Genomic DNA, 19,329 nt, shown 5'->3' with positions numbered 1-19,329 from the left:
ACACATGGGATACTGCCTAAACCGTATCCATGTGTTGACTTTGATAGGCGGTAGGTTACGACAAAATATCAGGTAGTTTGCCGCCGCCTTCACCAATAGCCAGGGTTATGTAAACGGGCTCTTTAGGTGTTGGAGCGACTACCGGCACACTTTCACTTAGGCGAGCTCGTAGGCCGCCGGATACCTCAAATAGCTGAGATTCAGCAACGGTAGCAAGCTTAGTATTCGCTGGTTGGTTCTGAGTTAATGGATGGTTTTTCATAATGTACGCTCCTTGTAGTGGCGTGGTGAGTAATGAAGTGGACACGCTTACAGCGAAGCCACTTCTTGGTAAAGGGTTCTAAAACAGCAGGCAATAAGCACAGAACGGTTGCTAATGTTGAGCTTTTTGTAAATGTTGGCGCAGTGAAATTTGACGGTCCTTTCACTGATGAATAGCTCTGAGGCAATAACCTTATTTGAGCGTCCTTCCATTATTTTGTGTGCAACTTGTAGTTCGCGTTTTGATAAACAGTCAATGGGGATAACGCTGTTCCGGGCGGTAATGCCGTTCGCATCTATTTGCATGCGTTCAGCTGCTGTCATCAATACTGCGGGTTCTCTGATTTCATGTGTTTTCATAGTGTTTCTCCGTGTTTACCTGATGTTGCGCTTCCTGTTACTTCAGTGGGAGGGCATAGATGTAAGTTGCCGTTTTCCAGACGATAAACCTTGTCTGCCATGGCAATTGATTGAGGCCGATGTGCCACAATAATTCGCGTCATATTTAGAGACTTAAGGTGATGATTTATCTGAGCCTCGTTTTCCATATCTAGGTGACTGCTTGCTTCGTCTAAAAATAAAATGTCTGGCTCTTGGTAAAGCGCTCTTGCTAGAAGCAGGCGCTGTTTTTGACCACCACTTAAGCTGCTACCCATATCACCGACCAAGGAGTGGTATTGCATAGGCATTTGCATGATTTCTTCATGGATACAGGCAAGCTGAGCGACGTAAACCATTTTCTTGAGATCGGGAGCTTCTTCAAAACAACAGATATTTTGCGCGATGGTGCCGCTTAAACAGGTATCCTCCTGAAGCACTGACGCGATGACTGGGTTTGTAGAGCTTGGGTGTTCGATATTGCCTTCTGAAACAGGGTACAGTCCCATCAGGCACTTAAGCATTGTGCTTTTTCCACAGCCGCTATCGCCTGTGATTGCGACGATCTCTCCGCTATGTACCGAGAACATTAGATTTTTAAACACCCACGCATTGGTTTCACTGTAGCGATAACTGAGCGCCGTCGCTTTAAGCGCTACAGGGCGAGTTTTGGCATCAAGAAGCGAGGGCGTACTTGCGCCATCAGGTGTTAAAACGTTAGGTGCAAGTGAGTTGGACGTGGATGAGTTGGGGACGTCTGCATTGCTAAAATGAACGTTTTGTTTTTCAAATGTATCGTCCTTAGTTTTTAACGACAGAGGCTTCTGCTGTGATGGTGTAAGTAAAATGTCGCTTAAGCGGTTGAAGTGAACACCTAACATACTAAGCTCAATCAGCTTGTTAACTACGCCATCTAATGCGCTGACAAAGCGAGCTTTGTACGCCATAAATGCCAGCAGCATCCCTATCGAAAGGGTTCCTTCCATAACCAGGCTGGCACCAATATACACAACGACCAAATTTTCAGCGCCAAACAATAGCTGATTGGTCAGTGCGCTGCCTATGTTGATTTTTCCAAGAGTGATGTCTTTGTTTAGCGTGGCGACAAGCTTGTTTTGCCACTGCCCGTGGCGCTGTACTTCTTGGCTGTATACGCGAATAGGTAGGATAGCGCGTACGCTTTCCATAAAGTGACTTTGTTCTAATGCTGCAAGCGCAATGCGTTCAGTTGTAAGACGTTTAATAAACGGCAGCAGTCCAAGACGAACGGCGAGGTAGGCAAGCATGATCGCCACTACAACCAGAGTGAGTTTGGGCGAATATAAAATCATTACTGCTAGTGTGATCACTGCCATGAGCCCGTCTAACAGCGCAGTAACCAGGCCGGTGGTTAGGAACTCACGAATACTCGCCAGTGAGCCAAAGCGGGATACCACATCGCCAATATGTCGCTTGTCGAAGTAGTCCAAGGGAAGCGATAATAAGTGCTTAAATACCGACGCCGACATTTGAAGCTGAAGGCGAGACGACACCGACAGAATAACGAACTTTCTTATCCCGCTAGTAAAAGTTTCTATTATTAGTAGCAGGGCAAACCCTATTGCCAGCGCTTTCAGTAATGCATCGTTGTTGTAAATCAATACATCATCTACGACTGTTTGCATGTAATAGGGTGAAGCAAGTGCAAATAACTGCAACACAATCGATAACGCAAAAAGGGTTAGAAGATTGCGCTTAAACCCTGTTGTTCGAGTGAAGAATTGACTAAGACCCAAACGTGGCGCGGACTTCTTGGGACTAAATGTGTCGCTAGGCGTGACTTCAAGTGCAATACCGGTAATGTACTTCGACGCCTCAGAATAAGTGAGTTTTCTTTCTCCAAGCGCGGGGTCGTGAATGGTAAGGGTTTTTCCTTTCACTTTAGTTAACACAACAAAGTGATTCATGTTCCAATGTAGAATTGCAGGGCAAGATAATTGCGCTAAGTGCTCCATTTCTATCTTGATGGCGCGGGTTTGGAAACCCAAATCACTTGCAATGCGCATTACGTCTTTTAACGTAGTGCCTCGTAGCGACACAGACACAGTCTGACGTAGAGCATTTAGATCACGTTTATCAGAATAGTACTGCGCAATCATAGTCATACAAGCAAGTCCACACTCAGCTGCTTCGCTTTGCAGTACAACGGGCACACGCTTTTTTGTATAAAGGATTTGCGTTGAAAGTGGGTGTGTAATGTTCATCATGATTACAGCTTCCCAGTAATGCTATACAGTGGTTCCATTAACCACTCCATCAACGTACGTTGACTTAAATCTACGTCTGCAGAAAATGTCATCCCAGCTTTCAGTGAAATATTGTTTCCATAAGCCAATATTTCTTTTGTATTTAGCGTTGCAGTAACAAGATAAGCGGGTTCACTAATAGAAATAGGGATGTCGGTAAGCTCACCAGGTAGCACCAACGAAGGTGAAATGTTCACTATCTCGCCTGACTGCACACCAAATTTTTGATAAGGAAATGCGTCGTATCGAATATGCAGGGCTTGGCCTTTGCGTAAAAATCCAGCAGACCGCACGGGAACTGCAATACGCGCTTGAATGTCAGCATTTTTAGGCAGTAAGGTAAGAAGCGGGCGAGAGCTATCGATGGTATATCCCGCCTTTACTTGAAGGCCGGATATCACGCCATTGTGAGGCGCATAAATCGTTTCTTCTGCGTTACTCTTGTGACTTACTATTTGCTGCGTGAGATCGCTCAAGGTGTTCTCCACGTTTGCCATTTCATTGGCCTGCTGTTGAGGCAAAGTGGCAAGTTCATGGTGGAGAGCAGCGATATTCGCCTTTTCGTCATTTTGGTCTTTTTGGGCCAACGTAAGCTGTTGTTCGGCGGTCAATCTTTGTAGCGTATGGTTTTCATAGTCTGCTTGGCTAATGTGCCCTTGATTAAGTAAGGTTTGCGCTTTCTCCCACTGCTTTAGTGCTAGTGCCCACTGGGTTTGCGACAATTCAACGATGGCGTCTAAAGCCGTTAATGCCCGTTTGGCTTGGCTTAGTTGTTCTTCTAAGCCTTGTCGCTGCGCTCTATGCAACACATCAAGACGTTGAATACTTTGACGTGTTCGATGCTGCTTTGCTTCAAGCTCAGCGAGCAACTGCGTGCTAACTTTATTACCTGATGCATCATCGCTACTGTAGTTGATCTTAATTAGCGGCGCGCCCTTACTCACTAATTGACCTTCACTGACCAATACATCAAGCACTTTGCCGCGCCTTGCATCCGCATAGAGCTTAAAAACGCCATGACTGGGTTCCAGCCATCCACTCACTGATGCCTTTCGTGCGTAGCTTCCCGTATTTAGATAAATAATCACTGCCAAAATCCAGACCACAAGCAGGCCAGCTATTGCAGAATAAACAGGTTTTGGGGTCATTAAAAAACGTCCATCAACAGCATTTGATTGCTCATCAATGACTTCCTTTCTAAACAGTCCTGTTCTCATCTCCATTCCTTTTTTGTTTATGCATTTGCGTTGCAGTGCTTATCTAACTTTGTTTGGGTCACGTTAAAGGTATCTGGCCGCCACTTCCGTTTAGGCTTTTTCTCCTTGGCATCACAGTCCTTGACGCCTCCGTTTTGTTACTACCAGATACCTTGTGGTCAACATTACTGCGGTGACGGTGTTCACTTTAGGTGGGTTGGGAACTTGATGAATTACTGCTAAGGTCTATATTTCAGTAGCACACGGTTTCACTGGTGTTGGCGCATTTTTGAAAGCGGCTGGCTCAAATTTAGAAGTGATTCAGACACAAATAATTGCCAGTAAAATACAAAGAAGTCATAGAGCTGTATAAAGAATGTGCTATAAAAAACAAAGGAATATGAAAATAACACGGTAAAAACACACAGAAGGAAGCCTCATGTTTGTGCCCAGCATACTTTTAAAGCAACTCTATACACGCGCAAGTCTTACGAAGACAGATAAAGGCTTATCTTTTTCTCTGAAAAACAGATTGAAAGACGCAACCATTAAAGAAGTAAAGTGGATATCTCTTGATGGCGAAAAAATTCCAGAGCATAAAATTTCACTCCAGTTAACTCCCGACTCCAGTATTTCCATAGAAGCATTAAATAAATCAGACGGAGAGCCCTTTGGCTTGCGTCAAACCATTACCGTGCATTTAGATATTGATGAAGCGCCGTGCCCAGAAAAGCGAAAACTGGGTATTTGCTTTTCTGCTTCGCCTTTTGGAAAGCTTAAATTTGAAGTGGAAGACAATATTACTGCGCCAGGACAACGCAGCGCTTTTATTCCTCGTGACGACATGGATGACTACGGCGAAAGTATTATAAAAACACGCCAAGAATATTTCGAAAGCGCCACCGGAAAGAAAATTGATCACGTAGGTAAGTACTCAATCGACCCACAAGCGCTTAAGGGGAATATTGAGCATTTTATTGGCGTGGCGCAGGTTCCTATTGGTATTGCAGGGCCGTTGAAGATAAACGGAGAGCATGCACAAGGGGAGTTTGTCGTGCCGTTAGCGACTACCGAAGGTACGCTGGTGGCATCGTACAACCGAGGCATGAAGCTGCTTAACATGAGCGGTGGCGTAACGGCAACGGTCGTCGACGATGCTATGCAGCGAGCCCCTGTATTTATTTTTGAAAATGCACGAGGTGCCAGAGATTTCGTTAAATGGATTAAAGCAAACTTTGAAAAGATTAAGGAAGAAGCAGAAGCGACCTCAAGTATTGCTAAGCTGACGTATATCGACCATTTCCTATCGAACAAATTTGCGTTTTTGCGTTTTAACTTTAAGACCGGTGACGCAGCGGGTCAAAACATGGTTGGCCGTGCTACCTTCGCAGCATGCGGGTGGATACTTGATCATTATGAGGGGATAGAGAATTTCTACCTTGAGTCTAACTTTGCTACAGACAAAAAGGCCTCTCAAATAAATATTATGCGTACCCGTGGTAAACGGGTGACAGCTGAAGCCACTATTAAACGCGAACATTTATTAGAAGTAATGCGCGTAGACCCCAAACAGATAGATTATCACGGCCGTGTAGCTGGCGTAGGATCTTTCTTATCTGGTGTGAATAACACGGGTCTGCATTCACCAAACGGTATTACTGCTATGTTTATCGCCACAGGGCAGGATGTTGCAAACGTATCTGAATCGTCGGCGGCAATGATGTATTCAGAATTAACAGGCGACGGTGACCTGTACGTGTCTATTACCATTCCATCGCTCATCGTAGCGACGTATGGCGGTGGTACAGGAATAGGTACACAGCGCGAGTGCTTAGAGTTGCTGGATTGCTACGGGCGAGATCGCGTGTATAAATTTGCAGAAATTGTGGCGTCCGTGGTGTTGGCTGGAGAGATATCACTAGCATCAGCCATTAGTTCGTCAGACTGGGTGTCGTCACACGAACAGTATGGCCGAAACAGATAAAACCTTGGCCAACGAGGCGATTCATCGGCCAACAGAGACTAAAAATATTGGCCGATGAAAGCGCCTCGGTTTCGCTTCGCTACCGCCTGCATAAATGCACTAAAGCGCTGTGCGTTTCCATTACTTCGGCTAAAGCCTACGCCGTGTATACGAATAACAGGCTGTCCATTGGCACCTTGGTTAGCTTGGGTAATCTGACTTACAATCTGATCTAAATTCGGCCTTTGATAATCATCACCAAACACGTAAAGACTCACGCGCCCCTTGGTGTTTTTATACAGCTTGATGGCTTTAAGGATCCCCGCTTCAGGCTGACTCGCCCCTCCTTTAAAGCTCTTCATTTGGCTCATTGCGGTATCTCTCATTGTTTGTCTGTCATCTAGCCATTGCCCAGCTCTACTGGAAAACATAAAGCTTCCGTCAGCAGACATAATCTGAAAACCTTTCATTTTAGGATGGTTTTTTAAAATGTCGTTTACGATGGTGATCACGCGATTCCAACCACTGCCAGAGGACATGGAACCCGAGTTATCGATAGCAAAAATAACGTACTCAGCATCGGTGGGAATTCCACCAACATCATCGTCAGGGGTATCTGTCGGATTCGGCGTATTTAACATAGCGGTTGCTTGGCGTATTTCGTTACGCAGCGACGAAGCTTTGTCTTTCAGTTGATTAATGGTTTGTTGTGCGCGTGGTATCGATGAGTCTAAATTGTCTTTCTGTTCCGTGACGGAAGCCGTTTTGCTTTGTGCTGCTTTCAGTTCTTGTTGCTTATCTGACAGTGCGCCTTTGAGCGTTTCCACATCAACTTGAGCCTGTAATACCTGGTCAATAAGAACGCTTACGTTACTAGGGCCGCGCTCGGTGTCTTCAGTACCGTTTTTGGCCAGAAGCACCAGCATAACTACGGCGCCGAAAGCACAGGAAATTATGTCGAGAAAGGCAATGTTGAATACCTCAACGGGGGCTCGTTGAATTTTGCGCATTAAGGCCACTCCGGAGCAGGTGATAGGAAAGTGCCGCTTGTTGCGCGGGTCCATTCCCAGTACATAGGTGAAGCAAAAGGATCGCCCTCAATGGGCAGCAAAATCACATTGTAATGCACGCCTTTCTTAGCGCGCTTAACGGTTTCAACAAATAAGGTCTTACGGCAATCTGATGAAATTGACTTTTTACTACTAATGAAGCTTTTGCAGCTCATAGGTAGTCCGTCACCCAAGGTAGGAAGGCCATCGGTGACAATATACACATCGGTGATGTTTGGGTTAGCTTTAAATAAAATGCTTAAACCTTCTTGAAGATTTGTTCCTCCATTGGGGACGACAGCACCGAGGTCTTTAACTATTGCGTTCATCGAACCGCTGACTTTGGCACTATTTACATCACGAAGGCCTAGTGTGGTAGCGGTGTCTGAAAAAGTCACTACGGTGACTCTTGATTCTAAAGGGACTCGCGCGAGCATCCATTGGGCTACCCGTTTGGTGCGTATCCACTTCGGCGTAGAGACCTTCTGGCTATCACTCAACGCTAACTTGCCTAAAATATCCACCAAGTTGTCGCCCATCATTGACGCACTTTTGTCAATTAGCAGACCTATTTCCGGGCCCTCTATTTTCATGCCAGTGATGTAGTTCTGTTCGCCGGTACCTTGCATTTGAATGTTGGCTGACTTTTCTACTTCTTTAGACAATGCGGCTAGCTGGTTTTCAAGATCAGCCACTACTGCCATTTCTGTAGAGATATCTTGCAGTAGTTTTGACTGGTCTTGCGTTGTATCTGCTTGCGCTTGCTGAGCATCGTCTTGCTTCGCTGACTCAAGGGCAATTTTATCGTTTAATTCGTCAATCGACTTTTTGAGTTTTTGTTGTTCTTGCTCTGCGGCGGCGAGTTCCTGCTCTAATTTTTCTTTCTCTTCAGTTGGTGTAGGTGTAAACGCTTTAAAGTCGACCAGAATGAAAATAAGAATAACCGCGCCAAGGCCACAGGCCATAACGTCTAAAAACGCCAGGTTAAATCCGTCTTCGGCTTTACGCACTTTAGGCATTACTGTCTCGCCTAATTAGTTGTGAAGGTGTGACAGAAGGTGGTGTTCACAAGACTCTTGTGTGCGAATTACCATAGTGTCTTGGCGACCATTTAACAGGTGCATTAACAACATTAATATAAGCGATATAAAAAGCGCGACGAGCGTAGAGTTGAACGCAACGCCCAGCGAAGCCGTCATTCCCGCGATATCACCATCTAGGGCTGCGTCTGCTTGCGCAAGGGCTGCGCCAATACCGCGAACAGTGCCAACGAAACCAATCGAAGGAATAGCCCAGATTATGTAGCGAATCACGTTATTACCACTTTCAAGCTGGGCAGCAATATTTTCTACCGAAGCGTGGATTGCATCGGCAGCATGCTGCACGTTCTGTGTGTTTTTAAAGCGTCTAATGCAGTTTATCCACGTGCTGTATGCGGGGGTGTCGCTATAAGATGAAGACGAAAGCTCATCTAACGCTTTATCTACATTTAGTGGCGTATCTTTGTTGTGCTCAGGCAGTAAGTCTCGTGAGTAAATCTCTTCTTCATCCAGCAGCTTCCAAAGTTTGTAAACCATTAGGAAAATGCAAAACAGCATCAGCGAGATACAAACCTGTTGCTCGATATCTTTAAGAATAACCCAGAAAGAGGATAGGGACGCTGTGCCAGCCGTTGCCATGACTTTTTCGGCCGCGGGGCGAATGACACCGGCAAATAGGAAATGTACCAAGGCAAATATAAATAGAAAGACCCCGCCACTTACAAGAAAGCTGGGGTTCATTGACAACGTATTCTCTTTATTCATCATCATTCCTTGATAGTTAAATGTTAGTTGGAAAGTCTTGCGGCGAATCTAACGATACAAAGTACGCACTTGCGGTGCCCGCAATGGCCAACAATACTGCAGCAATGATCAGTTTCTTTTTCATATTAATTCTCGTATCTCGCTATGCGAAAGCCTATATCGTCAGCAGGTTCAGTCTCACCGCTGCGCGCGCTTGCGCGAATATTTTTAAGCCGACCCGTTTGAAACGACGCGCCTTTTACTACGTGTTTACCTTGTCCAACAGGGCCTAGGTAGTCGTCAAAAGTACCAGACTGGTTTGATGGTGAATTCTGGTAAACATCGTGGACCCACTCACGCACATTGCCATCTAAATCGTAGAATCCACCGCGTTCAGCTTTGAACGAACCAACAGGGGCTTTGTCGACAAATCCGTCATCGTAGTCTTTTAAAATGAAGGTCTGTTTCCCACTTAGCGATGCATCAGCGAAGTTACCTTGTTTATCGCGAAGCCTAAACTGATTACCCCAAACAAAGATTGTTGGTGATGCTCGGCGATTCATTTTTGCAACGAATTCCCACTCGGCTTCCGTAGGTAAACGATAGCCTTTCGAGGTTTTATCAATACCCGTTACTCTGCCATTTTGAACAACATAAAACGGTGTTAGTCCTTCCTTCTCGCTTAGCCAATTTGTAAACGCAACCGCATCACTCCACGAAACATTCGTGATCGGTAGCTTGCTGCTAGGCCCTTTCCCTGCGAACGCGGCGAACTGCGCCTGAGTAACCTCGTGATTAGACATCCAGAATTTACGCGAAAAAGATACGTCTCTTTGCGTTTCATTGCGCTGGCGATCCTTTTCGTTTGCAGGAGAGCCCATAGTGAAGGCTTTGGGTGTAACAAGCGAAAGTTGAATACCCAGTGTATTTGCAAAAAGCGGCTTACCTTCACGCCGTCTTGCTTCAAACTCTGTAAGCATATCAGCGTGCACTTTCACCGGCTTGTTTGCGCTAGGTGTAATAGTCTTGGTAACACTGCGATATCCTTCACGTTCGAATGTTACTGTGTGCGGTAAAGCTTGAAGCGTTAAATTAAGCGGCGTTTGACCTTTAGGTGAACCGTCGATGAAAACTTTTGCACTTAACGACGCGCTTATATTCACTTGTCCTCGCTCTTCTTGAAGGTTGAAGGTAAGCGCTTTGTTCTCGCCGGGAGCTAGCGTGATCCGCTGGCTTTGTGAAATGAATCCGGTTTTTTCATACTTGACGATATGTGGCGTATTCGCATCCACACGAGATTTTGTATCAGTCGGTTTATTATTTACTGTAAGTACGCCGCCTTGAGGGTCTGTCGAAACTGTTATCTGTGCTTGAAGGGGTTGAAGGTTATAGTTTCTTGTCGGGTTAGGGCGTTGGCTAGTGACTACAATGGTGTCTTCCAATGGCTCTAGCCCTGACTTCGTCACGACAATTTCGTACTTACCGCCATTCATATTAATAGAAAGTGGCGTGACACCCATATCTTTACCGTCAAGGGAAACATTGGCACCAGAAGGGCTTGAGTTTATGCTAATTGCGCCCTTAACTGGAGAAAGTGAAATAACTTGTTCAATTTCCTGCGCGATATCTGCATCAAATTGGATCTCACCCGTTTCATAATGCGGATGACTGGCGCTCGCTCTGTAGCTGCCCTTTTTTAATTCCGTTACGTAGGTTCTCGATACCGCTACTTTTTCAGCGTTTAAATGCCAGGTTATTTCACTCAACGAAGGGGAGGTTGATAGGGTGACTTTTGCCGGTAAAGGAACGAGCGTAACATTAATAGTGCTTGGCGAGTTGTTGTTAATAACAACCGTGGCGTCTTGATATTTTGGGGCCGAAACCTGGACTTTGGCATGGCTACCAAACACGTAAAGCTTGTCACTGATGAACATCGCACTACCACTTAAAACAGCAAATTGCGGATTTTGTGCTGCACGTTCTGGAGAAACCGCAAAGGCATAACCTTTGGTTAGAAACAGCCAGCCAAAATAAACAACGAGAACGGCGGCCAGTCCTATTAATGAAGCTATAGCAACGCCCTTTCTTCGCTTCTTTCCTTTGGCAATGGCGTCATCAATACTGCTCACTAGATAGGTCCTTATACTTTTTCAGTACATACAACATGTACTGATAGGTTGGTGTCTGACGGTGAAACAACAATCTCTTGAATGGTTGAGCGATAACCTTCGCGGCTCCCTTCAATGCGATATGTACCAGGTTTCAGCTGAATGGTTTTTGTTTTTACTTCCCCCACGAGGCCTACTCCAAGTACCTTAATATAGGTATCGTTATCCGACGTTATTGTTACGGAACGGGGCTGATTGATATTGTCGATCACTTGCTCAAGTGAAGATATTTGGGCACGCAGTTTTGCGCTCTTTTCTGCATGTGAACCTGCTCGCGCAATGTCTTGCAGGGCTAGATTTCTGACGTTGTTATCCGATAAACGTTCTGGCCGCCTTTGGTAAGCGCTCAAGCTTTTTTCTGCATCGAGTATGGCTTCGGCATTTTGTTTTGCCTCAAGTAAAGCAGGGCTGGCTGGAAAGCTAGCGAGGCCTTTATTAGCTAGCAGCTTTACGGTTTGCCATTCATCTGCGCTGACAAACAAGGCGACTTGATTTTCAATTTTCTGCTGCTCTTGTGAAGCAATTAAAGACGCGAGCTTTTTACTAATGGTGGCAAGCTCACTGCTTGAAGCTTTTAGACTTTTGGCGTCATTGAGGAATTCTGCGGCAGCAGGGTAGTCACCTTGCTCGATAGCTCGATTTGCCTGAGCTAGCAGCGTATCAAATCGGCTGTCTTGCAATTGCCGGTTAATAGCATCAAGTGCTTGCTGTGCGTCTTTACGGGCAGGATCTAACTGTACTATTTTTGCGTACGCTTCGCGCTGTTTGCTGATGTTGTTCTCGACCTTACCAATGCGTGCCTGCTCGTAGGCGTCTTGCACCTCGTCAAATACATCAATGCGTTGCTGCAAAATGTTAGCTTTTTCGAAATCAGGGTTTATCGTTAACGACGTTTTGTTTAGGTTAAACGCGCTTGAAACATTCCCGTTATTGAAGGCAAGGAGGGCGTCTTCATAAGGTTGAGTATAGGCGTTTTCGTAGTCAGTATTTATTGTGTCAACTGAGCTCTTTATATCATCCAGTGCATTTATAACTGCGCTGTAGTTGGACGCGCCATATTCATTAAACGCAGTATTCAACTTGCGCTCAACTTCACTCGCTTTTTCTAAGAACATCTGGGAGTGTGAAACGCGACTAACCAAGTCGTTTACACTTTGTTTTGACTCGCTAAGCGCCATTTGAAGGGCTTTTCGTTCTTCTGCATTAACTTCCACAGCGGGTGTAGCTTTTGCGGTTTGGGGTACTGCCGTCGTGTCATCCGTGGCGTCCGTAACGTTCGATGTGACAGTAGGCATATATGAGATAAGGAGCACGCCTGCGACGCCTATCAACATGACCAGTGAAAAACCGAGCAGTGACTTTTTTATGAGTGCCTTTTTCTTTGCTCTGCTTTGCTCTATTTGTTGCTCAACGCTTGGCATGCGTAACCCTTTACTCTCTAACTTAACAATAGAATAGATATCTTATTTAATGGTTTTGATAACACCAACGACTGGGCTTATAGCGCAGTCATTGGTGTGGATTCCATGTCATAGATATCTTTAAGGCGAGCGCGAAGCTGGTAGTATTGTTCGCTTGCTGTGCCTTGAAGCTCAATTCGTTGATTGTCTATTTCAACAATTTGATCGGCTACCTGAATATCAAGGTTTTGACCCATTTCATCGAATAGATCCCGTTGGGCGTGAAGCTCTTTGTTAGTTTTGATTGCTTCGCTCAGTGTACCAATTGCGGCAATACCAGCACCTGCAGCGGCTACTTGACCAGCCGTTGAGCTAGAGTTAGAGCCTAAAAGCACTGACGCGACTGCGAATAACCCTGCCGTGACTTGTTGTGTGGTGCGCTCTGCTTCAAGTTCTCTGATTTTCTTGGCTTCAGGAAGTGTCTCTTTCTGGTACTTACGGTATGGCTCTTCAGTGGTTACCCAAAAAGAATCATAGGTTTCTTGAAGGCTATCTATAAATTGTTCATCTTTTGCCTGTATGGCGCGCACGCGACGAAGCATTGGATCGCTATCTGAAGGCGCACTTACTAGCTCAATCTCACCTCTTCTGCCTTGAGTAAGGTATTGGCTAAACGACTCAGGGCTATACATTTGTGCGTAGCGCAGGTCTGACACCATTTGCACTTCTTGCTTGTAGGCATCGGATTTCTTTATAAGCAAATCATAAACGAATTTTGCAATTTGCTCGAAAACTGGGCCGTTAGGGTTTTCGCCGCGAGACATGGCATCGCGATACCAGCCTTCACTTACGCGGTATTCAAATTCTTCTTCACCCCATACTGTGTTTTTAGCGTCCATCACTTTCACGCCAATTTCTACAGTTTCAGTATCTGAGTAATTAATTTTGCCCAGCACGTAAACATCGGCAAGTGCAGAAGCATCTGGCGTTACGTTAATGCTGCCGAAAGATTTGGTTTCACCTAGGGCTTCTTTGGTTGCTATCGCAAAGCGGTTAGCTTCTAAGCGACGCACTTGAGGCCAAATCCCTTCCTCTTCTATTTCATCGTAATCGATAGTGCCATCACGTTCTGTAGGAAAGCCCGGGTCAAACACAGGTATGGCAACATCCATATAAATTTCGGAGTTGTAGTTGTAGGTATTTTTTTGCGCGCCTAACGCCTGACCGCCCCCTGGGCCTACCATAGATGGTCCTACACTGGTGACATTAGTCTGCGTTGAGCCACATCCGCTCAAGAGTATAAACGATGCTGTTGCGACCACGGTAAACAGGGCCTTGGGTTTAAATGAAGACATATCCTTTCCTTCCTCTGATTTTTTATTTACAACCGTATTGCTCTTTTAATGCTTGGAAATGCGCCTTTTCAGACTCAGTTGTTGCTCCTTGCAAGCCGGCAATTACGGCGTCACATACCGCTGAACTTCCACCTTTCGCTTGTCCTCCAACAGACTGTTTTGAAGGATCAGAACTTGAAGTGGTTGTTTGTGTATTCGTCGATGATTCTTGAGACGCAGTGCTGCTTTGTGAGCTAGACTGCCCAGCGCCTGCCCCCGAAGATGATGTGCTCGAGGTATTACCCGCACCAGCGCCTTGCCCTGTACCTTGACCCGCCGCGCTAGCTACGCTTTGTGCGCTCGATTGCGCCGCTGCGTTCATGCATTCTTCGCTTTGGTTTAGCGCGCCAAATAAGGAGTCGTCTAACGCTTGTATTTTCTCCGCTTCTGTCATCGTAGATAGATCTTGTTCGCCAAAATCGAGAACGGCGCAATCTTGATAATAGGTAGGGGCTTCGCTCGTTTGAGCGCCAGCTGAAGCAAAAATGAGTGCGTTAAGCAGTAATGCTAGTGGCAAATAAAACTGCATGGCGAATAAGTCCTTTTAATCTGATTTGGGGTGGTTCATATATTACCCTCCATCCTTAAAGCAGTTATACCACTCTTTTACTTAAGACTAAACTCAGTTTTAAACATGCACAGGTAAGTTTTCATATTCAGAAAATAAAAAGCCGACGAAACAGGAAGCTTTCGTCGGCTTTAGCGTTGGGTTAATTAAGGCCTACTAGTTTATGCTATTTATTACTACAGGCCTTTGGACGCAGAATTAATGCTCCCAATGATAGTGGTGCGCTTTCGCTTCCACATCATCTGTTGTTTGTTGCGGCATAAAGGTGGCATTGTCTTGTTCAAAGAAGAACGGTTTGCGTTTTTTCTTACTGCCCACTTCGTTCATGGTGGCCGACTCGTATACGCGTCCATTTAGTACAGTGTATTCTACGAATTCACTCTTTCTAATGTCGCTTAATACGTCGCCATCAATCACCACTAGGTCAGCAAGTTTACCTTTTTCGATACTGCCAAGATCTTTGCCCATACCTAGGTGTTTCGCGCCATCAATAGTACCGCCGCGTAGCGCTTCCCAAGGCGTGAAGCCGCCTTGTTCCATGATCCACAGCTCCCAGTGAGCAGCTAAGCCTTCACGCTGTCCGTGAGCACCAATATGTACACTGACCCCATTATCTCGGAGCTCTTTGGCGTAGCTTGCTACGTTTTGGTGGTTGTACTGATTTTCTGGCGCAGTAGGTCTGCGGATCGCACGGCTGTCTAGAATCGTCGACGGGGTATAGCGAAGAAGACGCGGGTTCTTCCACACTTCAGTTTTGTCGTACCAGTACTCTTCACCCATCATGCCGCCGTACGATACAACAAAGGTTGGCGTATAGCCGAACTCCGTGGCTTTCCATAGTTGAGTGACGTCGCTGTAGCCTTTTTCCACAGGAATGCTGTGCTCAAGACCCGTATGGCCATCTACCAACATAGTCAGATTCTGCTGAAGCTTACCGCCTCCTTCAGGCACTACCATCATCTCTTGATTTTTTGCTGCCCACAGCACTTGCTGACGCTGGTCACGACGCGGCTGATTGTAGCTTTTCACTGAAATAGCACCGGCTTCTTTCAAGCGCTCTACGTGGAAATAGGCATCTTCATAATTGTTGATAATCGCTTTGTAACCTAGTCCTTCTGCACCGTATAAAATCGTGCCGGTGGAGTAGATACGTGGCGCAACAATATCGCCTTTACGCTGTAATTCTGCCGCAGCAAAAATTTCTGTCGTGTCGTTTGAAGGATCATGAATGGTTGTTACGCCGAACGACACATTCGAGTACTGACTCCAGTTTTGCTGAGGAATAATCTCATTGCGGCCCTGCGAGCCGTGAGCGTGCGCATCAACAAGCCCTGGGATAATGGTTTTACCCGTTGTGTCTATTTTCATTGCATCATCAGGAATGGTCACATCGCCACGTTTACCCACTGCTTCAATGCGGTTGTCTTTAATCAGCACAACGCCATCTTCAATCACCTCTTGGGTGTTGTCGGCATCGCGCATGGTTACCACTTTACCGCCAACCAAAGCTTTGTAACCAGATGGCTTGTCAGCTTTAGTGGTAAACGACAAATCCATACCTTCAGCTACCGGCTCAGGCAGCGTTTCCGCTGCGCCATCAACAAAGGCAAAGGCTTCATCGAGTGAACGGCTAAATAGCGTAGGGCCGTTAAACCAGCTAAGGGTTCTATTGTCAGGCGACCACGTTAAGTATTCACCTGCACGGCTTGAGAGCTGCGTTACCGGCAGTGAGGTCATGTTCGGGCCTATGGTGATGCGCTTGCCATTTTCGACAAACGGCGCCACGTATGTTTTGAATTGGTAAACAAACGCAACCCATTTCTTATCGTGTGAAAGTTTGTACTCACTTACTTTATCTGCACCGTAAAGGTGAGTTCGCTTGTCGTTACCCTTAAGGTTAACGCTTGAAAGCTGGGTTTCGTAGTAAGCTTCGCCGCCCGCTGATTCGGTGAAATACACTCGGTCGTCGTTACCCGCGAAATGCGCGTTGTAGCCGCCATCAGAGACTTTTTCTACGGTGTCTTCTTCAAGATCTGCTACGTAAATTCCTGGCTCAACCGAGTATTTGGGGTCTAATAAGTAGCCGCCCGTAAACTTGCGGAAGACGACTTTCTCGCCATCGGCAGAGAACGACGGCTCAATGTAGTGACCTGGCTGCTGGGTAATAACCTTTCCTTTCCCGCCACGAGCAGAAACCACGCGAACGGTGCCTAGGTCTTGGTCATTCCATGTCGTATAAACAATCGACTTTCCGTCGTTAGAAAAGCGCGGATAGTATTCGTCATGGTCGTTTTGTTTCGTTAAACGCTTAATTTTGCCAGATTTAACGTCGCGCACATAAAGTTTACCTAACGCTTGGAAGAGTACGGATTTACCGTTGGGCGACATTTGAGACCAGCGGATCATGCGAACGTCAAATTCATCAGGCGCGACATCTACGTCAAAGCGTAACGCATCGGCAAATTTCACCGTGCCTTCAACGGTCACGTCCATGGTGCTGGTGGATTTATCTTTCACGTTGATAGTGTGGAACTTACCGCCTGTCCAATATACGATTTCGCTGCTGTCTGGCATCCAGTCGAAGTAGGCAAAGTAACCTTCCGAACCAAAGCCTTCCTGCATATCTCGCTCTAGTTCTAACGTCAGTGGTGTTTCTACACCTGTCTTGATGTCTTTAATGAAAAGCGCGGTTCTATCTTTAACGCGACGCACAAAAGCGATGTATTTACCGTCAGGTGAAGGCGTAGGAACCACAGCGCCGCCCGTACCGCTAATATAGCGGCTCTCTTCGCCGGTTTCGCGGTCGTAGCGAGTGATAGCAAAAATGCCTTCTAACGGGTCGCGGTTATATTCAAAGCGGGCGCCCGGAACCGTATTTTCGGTAAAGTAAATATACTTGCCGTCATGAGAGAATACAGGGTCAGCAATGTTTTGTTGGTCGCGCTTTCCGCTGTTACGAGCTTTAATTTGTAGGCCGTCACCACCTGATTTGTGGTACATCCAAATCTCGCCCGCAGGAATACTACGGCTAGACATGATGCCTTTGGTTACCACTAGGTATTCGCCGTCTGGGCTCCATTTAGGAGAGTGGATAAGATTGCTTTTCTCTTTGGTTACCTGACGAAGATTACTACCGTCAATGTCCATAACCCATACGTTACTTAACCCATCTTTATCCGAGATAAATGCGATCTGTTTACCGTCTGGAGAAATTGAAGGGTGAATATTCCATGCGAAGTCTTGGGTCAGCGGGGTCGCATCGCCACCACTCATGCTCACTTTGTACAAGTCACCCAGCATGTCAAAAACCATACACTCGCCGTTTGGTGCAACGTCTAAGCTAGACCACGTGGTTTCGTTTGTTTTGATAGTGACTTCGTTTAATGCATAAGGTGGGTTGCTGACTTCCCACGTTTCAAGCTCGGATTCTGTTTTTTCTTCACTGTCGTTTTGGGCGTATAAAGTAGGTGCGACGCCCAAGCCCAGGGCGCTTACTAGCGTGATGGCCAGTAAACTTTTCTTTGTCGTTATCATAATTGTGTTTCCAACCGCTTGTTATTTATTTTCTGTCTACATCAGAGTACATGACTTAACATGAAGATACGTACTCTTGAATTGTAAAACTAAGGTTAATCTTACTGCAAAGTAGGATAGATTCATTTAGCTTATGCGATTGTAAGCACGATTTTAGCGTTTAACTTTCATTGACCAATTTTCGAGAATCGTTACTATTCGCGTTTATTTCGCAATTTGTGAGCGCTGTTTTGAAACTTTGGGTACGACGACTGCACCTTCTATTAGCGCTGGTATGTGGGTTATTTATTATTTGCCTTAGCATCACCGGTGCATTGCTAATTTATGCAAAAGATATCCAAACCTTTGTCCAACCAGAGAAGTGGACCATAGAATCTCACGAATCGCCCTTACCCCTTTCTTACATAGTGAATGCGCTGGAAGACGAGACGGGTCAGAAAGTCGAGCTTTTAATGCCCGAGTCAGACCCTGAACTCGCTTGGCAAGGGAAGCTCAACAATGGCGAATACGTAAGCGTAAACCCCAACTCTACCGAAATACTTCATAGATACGATTATTACAGCACGTTTTATGGGTTCACCATGGCTATCCATCGATGGCTGTTGTATCAAGATGGTGACAACGAAAGGCCACTTAGAAATTGGGTGTCTGTTAGTGCCTTAGTTCTACTTCTTGAAGTAATTGTGGGTTTTTACCTTTGGGTAAAGCCAAAAAATAGAATAAAACGCCTTGCGATTAAACGCCGCGCCAAGTTTCGAATTCTCATGTATCAACTTCATACAGTGCTGGGCGTTTATTTGGCTATACCACTAATACTCATCGCTTTTAGTGGCATGGCGTTTAATTGGAAAAGCGCTACGCAGCAGGTGGTGGAAACCGTTACTTTTTCAAAAGTTGAGAAAAGGCCAGTACCTGAACCGTTATCCCACGATGCTAGTAGTGCTTCAGTGGCTATCGATACATCTTATCAAAACGCCATAGCGGTGTTTCCCAATGCGTCACTATTTCGCATTTACTTCCCAAAAAATTCAGGCGAACACATAGGTTTCAGAATGCAAAACCCCGGCGAGTCTCACGCCTACAGCTGGGTTTGGACAAACCCTCAAAATGGAGAAATAACGGGTTATTACGATGCATCAAAAGCGAATGTAGCGACGCAGGTTTGGAACTTCAAATACAAGTTTCACATTGGTGATTTCGCGGGCCCATTGCTTGAATTTATCTGGTTATTAATCGCATTACTCCCTGCGTTTTTTACGATAACAGGGTTTTACTTTTGGTATAAACGCCACTTTAGATAATGAGAATAATTTTCATTATCTTTACATTGTTCTTCTACACCTTTAGTA

At 45.7% G+C, this 19,329-nt stretch carries 14 protein-coding genes; 2 read left to right on the top strand and 12 right to left on the bottom strand.

Features of this window, described 5'->3' with window-relative positions; translation table 11 throughout:
• Positions 1-55 precede the first annotated feature (55 nt).
• The 4 genes from MHM99_RS10820 to MHM99_RS10805 are packed head-to-tail and all read right to left on the bottom strand — an operon-like array spanning position 56 to position 4,141.
• Positions 56-262, bottom strand: a complete 207-nt coding sequence (locus tag MHM99_RS10820; protein ID WP_171337422.1) for a hypothetical protein — start codon at positions 260-262, stop codon at positions 56-58.
• A gap of 47 nt (positions 263-309) precedes the next feature.
• Positions 310-621 (bottom strand): helix-turn-helix transcriptional regulator, encoded by a 312-nt coding sequence (locus tag MHM99_RS10815; RefSeq protein WP_014950963.1) that lies wholly within the window; start codon positions 619-621, stop codon positions 310-312.
• Positions 618-2,885 carry a peptidase domain-containing ABC transporter gene (locus MHM99_RS10810; protein WP_014977569.1) on the bottom strand — a complete coding sequence of 756 codons (2,268 nt, stop codon included), beginning with the start codon at positions 2,883-2,885 and terminating at the stop codon, positions 618-620. The genes MHM99_RS10815 and MHM99_RS10810 overlap by 4 nt, the downstream gene beginning before the upstream one ends.
• A gap of 2 nt (positions 2,886-2,887) precedes the next feature.
• Complete coding sequence (locus MHM99_RS10805; RefSeq protein WP_014977568.1) at positions 2,888-4,141, bottom strand: HlyD family efflux transporter periplasmic adaptor subunit; 1,254 nt, start codon at positions 4,139-4,141, stop codon at positions 2,888-2,890.
• A gap of 418 nt (positions 4,142-4,559) precedes the next feature.
• Here MHM99_RS10805 and MHM99_RS10800 point away from each other — a divergent pair, with 418 nt between their 5' ends.
• Positions 4,560-6,104 carry a hydroxymethylglutaryl-CoA reductase gene (locus tag MHM99_RS10800; RefSeq protein ID WP_239219307.1) on the top strand — a complete coding sequence of 515 codons (1,545 nt, stop codon included), beginning with the start codon at positions 4,560-4,562 and terminating at the stop codon, positions 6,102-6,104.
• 38 nt (positions 6,105-6,142) lie between these two features.
• On the opposite strand, the gene MHM99_RS10795 is transcribed toward MHM99_RS10800, so the two are convergent.
• The 8 genes from MHM99_RS10795 to MHM99_RS10760 all read right to left on the bottom strand — a co-directional run bounded on the left by MHM99_RS10795 (position 6,143) and on the right by MHM99_RS10760 (position 17,980).
• Positions 6,143-7,093 carry a VWA domain-containing protein gene (locus tag MHM99_RS10795; protein ID WP_014977566.1) on the bottom strand — a complete coding sequence of 317 codons (951 nt, stop codon included), beginning with the start codon at positions 7,091-7,093 and terminating at the stop codon, positions 6,143-6,145.
• Positions 7,093-8,151: a vWA domain-containing protein gene (locus MHM99_RS10790; protein WP_014977565.1), complete on the bottom strand. Its 1,059-nt coding sequence runs from the start codon at positions 8,149-8,151 to the stop codon at positions 7,093-7,095. Before MHM99_RS10790 ends, MHM99_RS10795 begins: the two co-directional genes overlap by 1 nt.
• A 15-nt stretch (positions 8,152-8,166) precedes the next feature.
• Positions 8,167-8,937 (bottom strand): MotA/TolQ/ExbB proton channel family protein, encoded by a 771-nt coding sequence (locus tag MHM99_RS10785; RefSeq protein WP_014977564.1) that lies wholly within the window; start codon positions 8,935-8,937, stop codon positions 8,167-8,169.
• Between the two features lie 125 nt (positions 8,938-9,062).
• A complete protein-coding gene (locus MHM99_RS10780) occupies positions 9,063-11,045 on the bottom strand; it encodes an SUMF1/EgtB/PvdO family nonheme iron enzyme (RefSeq protein WP_239219305.1) in 1,983 nt (660 codons plus the stop codon).
• A gap of 11 nt (positions 11,046-11,056) precedes the next feature.
• Positions 11,057-12,505: a hypothetical protein gene (locus MHM99_RS10775; protein ID WP_069945062.1), complete on the bottom strand. Its 1,449-nt coding sequence runs from the start codon at positions 12,503-12,505 to the stop codon at positions 11,057-11,059.
• Between the two features lie 77 nt (positions 12,506-12,582).
• Positions 12,583-13,839, bottom strand: a complete 1,257-nt coding sequence (locus MHM99_RS10770; RefSeq protein WP_014950954.1) for a hypothetical protein — start codon at positions 13,837-13,839, stop codon at positions 12,583-12,585.
• Between the two features lie 22 nt (positions 13,840-13,861).
• Positions 13,862-14,407 (bottom strand): hypothetical protein, encoded by a 546-nt coding sequence (locus tag MHM99_RS10765; RefSeq protein WP_239219295.1) that lies wholly within the window; start codon positions 14,405-14,407, stop codon positions 13,862-13,864.
• A 237-nt stretch (positions 14,408-14,644) separates the two neighbouring features.
• Positions 14,645-17,980: an amidohydrolase family protein gene (locus MHM99_RS10760; RefSeq protein WP_239219293.1), complete on the bottom strand. Its 3,336-nt coding sequence runs from the start codon at positions 17,978-17,980 to the stop codon at positions 14,645-14,647.
• Positions 17,981-18,150: 170 nt separating this feature from the next.
• Between MHM99_RS10760 and MHM99_RS10755 the strand changes: the two genes are divergently transcribed.
• On the top strand, positions 18,151-19,281 hold the full coding sequence (locus tag MHM99_RS10755; RefSeq protein ID WP_171337415.1) for a PepSY-associated TM helix domain-containing protein: 1,131 nt from the start codon (positions 18,151-18,153) through the stop codon (positions 19,279-19,281).
• Positions 19,282-19,329: the final 48 nt, after the last annotated feature.

The organism is Alteromonas sp. MmMcT2-2, from assembly GCF_022348305.1.
GTDB classification, from domain to species: Bacteria; Pseudomonadota; Gammaproteobacteria; order Enterobacterales; family Alteromonadaceae; genus Alteromonas; species Alteromonas macleodii.
The sequence above is the reverse complement of the archived record's forward strand: the minus strand, read 5'-3'. Positions and strand labels throughout refer to the sequence as shown.

What these genes read in the sequence shown, in the direction of transcription:
- MHM99_RS10810 (WP_014977569.1), bottom strand. Translation starts at nt 2,885, where the DNA reads ATGATGAACATTACACACCCACTTTCAACGCAAATCCTTTATACAAAA.
- MHM99_RS10770 (WP_014950954.1), bottom strand. Translation starts at nt 13,839, where the DNA reads ATGTCTTCATTTAAACCCAAGGCCCTGTTTACCGTGGTCGCAACAGCA.
- MHM99_RS10795 (WP_014977566.1), bottom strand. Translation starts at nt 7,093, where the DNA reads ATGCGCAAAATTCAACGAGCCCCCGTTGAGGTATTCAACATTGCCTTT.
- MHM99_RS10805 (WP_014977568.1), bottom strand. Translation starts at nt 4,141, where the DNA reads ATGAGAACAGGACTGTTTAGAAAGGAAGTCATTGATGAGCAATCAAAT.
- MHM99_RS10800 (WP_239219307.1), top strand. Translation starts at nt 4,560, where the DNA reads ATGTTTGTGCCCAGCATACTTTTAAAGCAACTCTATACACGCGCAAGT.
- MHM99_RS10760 (WP_239219293.1), bottom strand. Translation starts at nt 17,980, where the DNA reads ATGATAACGACAAAGAAAAGTTTACTGGCCATCACGCTAGTAAGCGCC.
- MHM99_RS10785 (WP_014977564.1), bottom strand. Translation starts at nt 8,937, where the DNA reads ATGAATAAAGAGAATACGTTGTCAATGAACCCCAGCTTTCTTGTAAGT.
- MHM99_RS10820 (WP_171337422.1), bottom strand. Translation starts at nt 262, where the DNA reads ATGAAAAACCATCCATTAACTCAGAACCAACCAGCGAATACTAAGCTT.
- MHM99_RS10775 (WP_069945062.1), bottom strand. Translation starts at nt 12,505, where the DNA reads ATGCCAAGCGTTGAGCAACAAATAGAGCAAAGCAGAGCAAAGAAAAAG.
- MHM99_RS10790 (WP_014977565.1), bottom strand. Translation starts at nt 8,151, where the DNA reads ATGCCTAAAGTGCGTAAAGCCGAAGACGGATTTAACCTGGCGTTTTTA.
- MHM99_RS10815 (WP_014950963.1), bottom strand. Translation starts at nt 621, where the DNA reads ATGAAAACACATGAAATCAGAGAACCCGCAGTATTGATGACAGCAGCT.
- MHM99_RS10765 (WP_239219295.1), bottom strand. Translation starts at nt 14,407, where the DNA reads ATGCAGTTTTATTTGCCACTAGCATTACTGCTTAACGCACTCATTTTT.